Here is a 5,463-nt window from a genome sequence, read left to right as displayed (position 1 = left end):
GATGCTCCCGTTCAATTCTTCCTGTTTATGGTTAGGCAAAAGACAAGCCTGCTCTTTGTTACTGATTATGCTAAATTAACATACAAGATGCCAAGACAACCTACTTCTAACCCAAAAATTCCGAAAGTTTCTAAAGCCATAGCCTCTTCGTTTTATTAGTTTAAGTTTATTGTTGATTCCCTCGACTAATCCATTCGTTGTCCTTGGCTGGAAATAACTGCGGTTTGATTGCTTGCTGTCACTAACAGAAGAAACCTTCCCTTTAGATGTAGTGGCTTTTACCTCAATCTGCTTAACCCGAACCGTGGCTAAATTAATCTTTGTTTCCTAAGTTCCCTGGAAAGATTAAGGTAAAAATTAGACATATCCGCCCTTAGATTGGCTGATCATGGCTATTTACCAACGATTCGGGGCTATCCTCAGCAATCCAAGCTCTGACTAACTCGTAGCAGAGACCGAGCAGAACCGGTCCGAGGAATAAACCGATAATCCCGTAGGCGATCACTCCCCCGAACACCCCTAACAGAATCACCACCATGGGAATGGGCAGACCGCGCCCCATTAAGATCGGCTTGAGAAAATTATCCACCAAGGTGGCGGGAATCATCCAGAGGGTAAATAATAGGGCGATGGAATGGGGTAGTGTTACCCAAGCGTGAATGAGCGCCCCCAAGACAATCAAACCGGGGCCAATTTGGAGAATACCCAAAATTAGGGTGAGGAGAGTTAATAAACCGGCCGCAGGCGTTCCCACCGTCACTAAACCGATGCCGATCAAAAGACTCTGGATAATAGCAACACCAATAATACCGCGGCTAACATTGCGGACGGTGGAGGCGGTCAGACCGGCCAGCGCAATTCCTCGACCTGGGGCGATCTTTTCCGCTAATCGGTTCATCGGGCGAGTCAGATTTTTAGCCGAGAGGGTGAGGGCTGCCGCAATCAGAATCGAGGCGATAAATTTCAGCACTGTCAGACCGGTACTGGTGGCCAGAGAAAGGGAGATTTTTCCCAGTTCTTTTAATTGTGGCTCGAAGCGTTGAAGAAATTGACCTGTGTTATCGGATGCCTGCTGCCAGAGACTGGCAATCCTTTCGCCAATTAGCGGCCAGGTGGCCACATCGTCGGGGGGAGGGGGAATCACCGCCGCACCAGTATCGATATACTCGGCCAGCGTTCGCAGATTACCCGCCAGAACCGCTGCAATGCCACTCACCGGACCGATAATAATCCCTAGACAAAGTAGGGTGAGGAGAACTGCGGCTAGTTTCGCCCGGCCAGCGAGTAACTTTTTTAACCAGAGAAAGATCGGATACCAAGCGATCGCTAGAATTGCTCCCCAGAGGATCATGGTTAGGAAGGGACGCAGCAGGGTGAAACCGGCAAATAACAACAGGCCGAGAAAAAACAGCCGGATAACGAGATCGATAATTTTAGCGTCATTTTTCATCAATAGCGATCGCCTTTTGGCTAGATGAGGACATTTCTGCAATTATGGCAGTTTTTCGTTATCGGTAGTGATACTAAATCCTGTTTAGAAGGTATAGGGGAGTGGGAATTATGAATTATGAATTATGAATTATGAATTAGGGAGAGGGAAGACCACTTCGTGCGCGTTGCGGGGGGAGGTGGGGAGAGCGGAGCGGGGAGAAACAATTCATAACTTGGGAGTTAATCACACTATTAAAAACGGATTTGGTATGATTCGCTAGTAGTGGTGAGCCTTCTTGCTGATCTGGTGGGGATTGTGTAAAATGTTTCCCGATCAAAATAATTGCCCAATAAATCTTGATAACTGATTCTTTCAGGGTAAATCTCCTGAGAAATATCTTTTTTTGGTCAGTGCAATGCTTACTTCCAACCGTCTTGATCGAGTAAAATCGACTAATTTAATCTGTTAACAAGGATGCCAGCAAATTTATTAGAAGTGCGGGGAGCCACCCGTCGATTTGGGGGATTAGTCGCCGTCGATGGGGTTTCCTTTCAGGTACAAAAAAACGAGATTTTTGGCTTAATTGGACCCAATGGGGCGGGAAAAACGACTTTATTTAATCTGATCACCGGTTTAATTCCCCTATCCAGTGGTGATTTAATTTATCAAGGCGATAGTCTGGCGAATTATCGTCCTCACCAGATCGCTCAGGCGGGAATTGCCCGTACTTTCCAGAATTTGCGCTTATTTGGTGAATTATCGGCTTTAGAAAATGTTGCGATCGCTGGTCACATTCACAATAGCTCCAATCTTTGGACGGGAATTTTGGGTTTACCAGTTTCGAGAAGGGAGGAGGAAAAAACCTACAAAAGAGCGGGGGAATTATTAGATTTAGTCGGATTAACCGACCAAAGCAATCGAAAAGCCCGTAATTTAGCCTATGGTGATCAAAGACGCTTGGAAATTGCCCGCGCTTTAGCTTTGCAACCCCAGTTATTACTGCTCGATGAACCGGCAGCCGGGATGAATCCCAGCGAAAAGGGGTCATTAAGTCAGCTAATTCGACAAATACGCGATAATTTAGCTTTAACGGTCCTGTTAATCGAACATCATGTGCCTTTAGTGATGGGATTATGCGATCGCATGGCCGTGTTAGATTTCGGTAAGTTAATCGCTTTGGGAGATCCAGCCACAGTCAGGGAGAATCGCGCAGTGATTGAAGCTTATTTAGGGGATGAATAAGGATTTTAGATAATTACTCTTCAGGTTAATGGGAGATAAGTAGGTAGGCGTTAAAAATTATCAGACACCACCCTTATCAAGGGGGGACTAAGGGTAGGGTTGATTCATGAATCAACCCTACTATGAATCAACTCTAGGACTGAGGGGGAATCGAAACTAAAATCCATTTTTAATTTAATTATAACCAGCTACTTAACAATGATTATTTAATTACCAGAGATAGTCAAAAAAAGAGTTAAAGTTTCTCCCGATCAATATTTTGTCATAAGTACGGACGCACAATTATTTGTAGGATGGGTTAGCGGTAGCGTAACCCATGCTAACTCATCCAGTCGCTTAATTCCTTTAATCTTGTTAGTGCGTAACAACCCTCGACGCACCTCATAATCAGCAATTTCTGGAAGAATAACCCTAATAGCTGCTTTAATTAGCGTTTGTAGCCAACAATTACAAGCTAGACTTTCAGGCGCTCGCTTAGGATTAGTAATTAAACCGATAATTCCCGTATCTAATAAAACTACTCTATTCACCAAGTTACTCCCTTTAAGTGAGCCGGAAATAAAGGACGCTCAGATAAACGATCTTGATCGAGTGCTTCGATTAAATATTTACCTGTTTCTTGTTGTTCCTGTTCATCTTCTTCATCAATCCAAGATTGAAGTAAATTAACCAGTTTGGTCTGTTGTTCTTGTTCTAAAATAGTATCCTTGAGCAACTTTAGGACATAAGCTTCTAGAGAAAGACCTTTCTCCCTCGCTTTTTGGCTGAGATATTGTTCGATTTCCGCTGTTAAATTAAGAGTTAGTGGCATGGGCTTGACTTGAATCAATTTATCGTGTCTTTAACTATTATAACCCAAAAAAGCGATCACCCTCTATCAATAGAGCGCAATTGCCCCTAATTTAAGACTTCAATTGTTGCTCAATTTGCCATTTTTCTATTAAAAACTAACTAGCAAAGTCAAATACTGGTGTTTCAATTACCCGTTTTGGTCGCTTATTTTCCCAGATAATTTCCTGCAAGCGTTCGACAGTTTCTGGTGCAAAAAAACGCTCTCCCGTTTCTACACAGACTCTAGCGGGGACATTTTCTATAATGAAAAAATTGCCATTGATTTCAAGGGTATAGGTAACTTCTTGTTCAATTAAGGTTTCTTGTCTAGAATTAGTTGACATCTGGTGTTCTCCTTGATTTAAAATCAATCCATAAATTTGGATCGGGTTCATATAGGGTAATAATTTTGAGCAAAGGGCGAGAGGGATAGCTACAATGAATGTGTAAGGCTCTATTAATTAGAGTAAATCCCAAAAGTAAACAGCTTGCGCCATACTTATCAGCCGGATAATCTTCAATAATTTCGCTTTGTTCCATCGCCTCCCGTAATTCTTGAACACTGATCTGACGCAGGATACTTTGATTGACAGCGTGTTGAGAAAATTCAAATTGGTTTTGTCTAACTTTTTGACGAATTTCCTCAATCATTTCAGTGATAGCCGCCTTTACTTTGAGCGTAAATATCCGTCGCTGTCATTTCACCAAATAACTGATCTTTAGTTTCTAAATAATTTAGAGGTTGGGATGCTGTTTCTCTTAGAAAGAAGGCCGCTTTAGCAATTCCCAATCTCTCTACAAGAGCTTTAACCCCCTCTTTTCTAATTTCATCAATCTCAGGAATCGTCAAATCTGTTTTAACTTTCATAGTAATTTTTCGGCTCTCCCGTATTTGTGGTGATAAGAAAAGGTTATCTAAGGGAGGGTGTATGCCATACGCCCCTACAGAAAAGGAATTTGCCAGGCTGTACTAGGATTATAACACAAAAAGCGATCGCCCTCTACAAATATAGCGTGATCGCATCTAATTCGAGACTATAGCTTTATCGAAAATTTGGGTTAAAACCCCGTCCTTTTAGGACGGCTTTAAGCTACAATGGAAAAAGCGATAACCAAGCTAAAAACTGAACCTTGACAACAGATAGTAGGGGGTTTTGTTCAGAAAAGAATTCAAATTCGGCCTTGAACGAGTAAAACTTTCTAGGAAATAAGGTTGAACATGAGATTTTTTCGACTTGTTCAAAGTGGCCGGAGGGCATTCGGACACTCAAAACGGACGGGTCGAAAGAGTCAGACTTAAGCAATTAAGCGTTTTTCGGTGAAGCGTCAACCCCGTTCAGCGACCACCCTAAAAAAGTGGCGTGGTGAGGAATCGCCGTCCGTTTTACGGCGGCGAGGATGTCAATCGCCATTCCCTTCGCTTTCTTATAAATACTCAATCCCGCCCTGCATTTTGTCAGGACTCAGCCTTTAGGTTAGCCTGTACTGTAGAAGCAAGAGTTTTGTTATCTCGCATTACTCTGATCAACAATCTTAAGGCTTCGTTAACCGCATCAGCAGTGGGAAACATTTCTGCGACATCAGGCTCCAAGCGGACAGTGACTCCACCAAAGCTTTTTCTTCCAGAGCCTAACTTTCTAACTCGGAGGTGCTTCAAGTCATACTCTGTCCGTAAATCATCTTCCATTTCTGGCTCATCCCTCTTCATAAGCTTCTCGTTCGGTTTGCGTCACTTCCCTTGCACTAATGAGTCGAATTACATCTCCTCTTTCAGTATAGGATACAATTAACAATCGCCCTCGATCTGACTCGCCAACAATCAGATATCGTTCCTCGCTCTCAGAATGCTCTGGATCATCGAAAATTTTGTATCAGCAATTTTTTGTTATCATCACAAGTACGGGAGAGCCAATTTTGCTTCGTTTATTCACACTTCTATCATTTTGACACAAAAAGCT

At 42.8% G+C, this 5,463-nt stretch carries 9 protein-coding genes and 2 pseudogenes; 1 reads left to right on the top strand and 10 read right to left on the bottom strand.

The window, feature by feature from the left end:
- Positions 1–75: 75 nt before the first annotated feature.
- Positions 76–219 (bottom strand): annotated as a pseudogene (locus tag MICAI_RS22715) (transposase); the annotation flags it as partial.
- A gap of 154 nt (positions 220–373) precedes the next feature.
- Positions 374–1,450 (bottom strand): AI-2E family transporter, encoded by a 1,077-nt coding sequence (locus MICAI_RS00045; RefSeq protein WP_008195803.1) that lies wholly within the window; start codon positions 1,448–1,450, stop codon positions 374–376.
- Between the two features lie 456 nt (positions 1,451–1,906).
- Between MICAI_RS00045 and MICAI_RS00040 the strand changes: the two genes are divergently transcribed.
- A complete protein-coding gene (locus MICAI_RS00040) occupies positions 1,907–2,674 on the top strand; it encodes an ABC transporter ATP-binding protein (RefSeq protein WP_008195802.1) in 768 nt (255 codons plus the stop codon).
- Positions 2,675–2,925: 251 nt separating this feature from the next.
- Here MICAI_RS00040 and MICAI_RS00035 read toward each other — a convergent pair whose 3' ends face one another.
- From MICAI_RS00035 to MICAI_RS22705, 8 genes and pseudogenes are all read right to left on the bottom strand, one after another.
- Positions 2,926–3,204 carry a hypothetical protein gene (locus MICAI_RS00035; RefSeq protein WP_008195800.1) on the bottom strand — a complete coding sequence of 93 codons (279 nt, stop codon included), beginning with the start codon at positions 3,202–3,204 and terminating at the stop codon, positions 2,926–2,928.
- A complete protein-coding gene (locus MICAI_RS00030) occupies positions 3,201–3,485 on the bottom strand; it encodes a hypothetical protein (RefSeq protein WP_008195798.1) in 285 nt (94 codons plus the stop codon). The genes MICAI_RS00035 and MICAI_RS00030 overlap by 4 nt, the downstream gene beginning before the upstream one ends.
- Before the next feature lie 136 nt (positions 3,486–3,621).
- A complete protein-coding gene (locus MICAI_RS00025) occupies positions 3,622–3,900 on the bottom strand; it encodes a YgiT-type zinc finger protein (RefSeq protein ID WP_002755282.1) in 279 nt (92 codons plus the stop codon).
- Positions 3,839–4,156, bottom strand: a complete 318-nt coding sequence (locus MICAI_RS00020; RefSeq protein ID WP_002779213.1) for a DUF4258 domain-containing protein — start codon at positions 4,154–4,156, stop codon at positions 3,839–3,841. The genes MICAI_RS00025 and MICAI_RS00020 overlap by 62 nt, the downstream gene beginning before the upstream one ends.
- A gap of 1 nt (position 4,157) precedes the next feature.
- A complete protein-coding gene (locus MICAI_RS00015) occupies positions 4,158–4,373 on the bottom strand; it encodes a hypothetical protein (protein WP_008195782.1) in 216 nt (71 codons plus the stop codon).
- Between the two features lie 436 nt (positions 4,374–4,809).
- Complete coding sequence (locus MICAI_RS27490) at positions 4,810–4,944, bottom strand: hypothetical protein (RefSeq protein WP_255348742.1); 135 nt, start codon at positions 4,942–4,944, stop codon at positions 4,810–4,812.
- A gap of 17 nt (positions 4,945–4,961) precedes the next feature.
- Positions 4,962–5,213, bottom strand: a complete 252-nt coding sequence (locus tag MICAI_RS00010) for a hypothetical protein (protein WP_002793757.1) — start codon at positions 5,211–5,213, stop codon at positions 4,962–4,964.
- Positions 5,200–5,376, bottom strand: a pseudogene (locus MICAI_RS22705) (BrnT family toxin); the annotation flags it as partial. The pseudogene MICAI_RS22705 and the gene MICAI_RS00010, both read right to left, overlap by 14 nt.
- Between the last annotated feature and the right edge of the window lie 87 nt (positions 5,377–5,463).

Source organism: Microcystis sp. T1-4, from assembly GCF_000297435.1.
Taxonomy (GTDB): domain Bacteria; phylum Cyanobacteriota; class Cyanobacteriia; order Cyanobacteriales; family Microcystaceae; genus Microcystis.
Note: the sequence above shows the minus strand (reverse complement) of the source record. Positions and strands in the feature narration are given on the sequence as shown.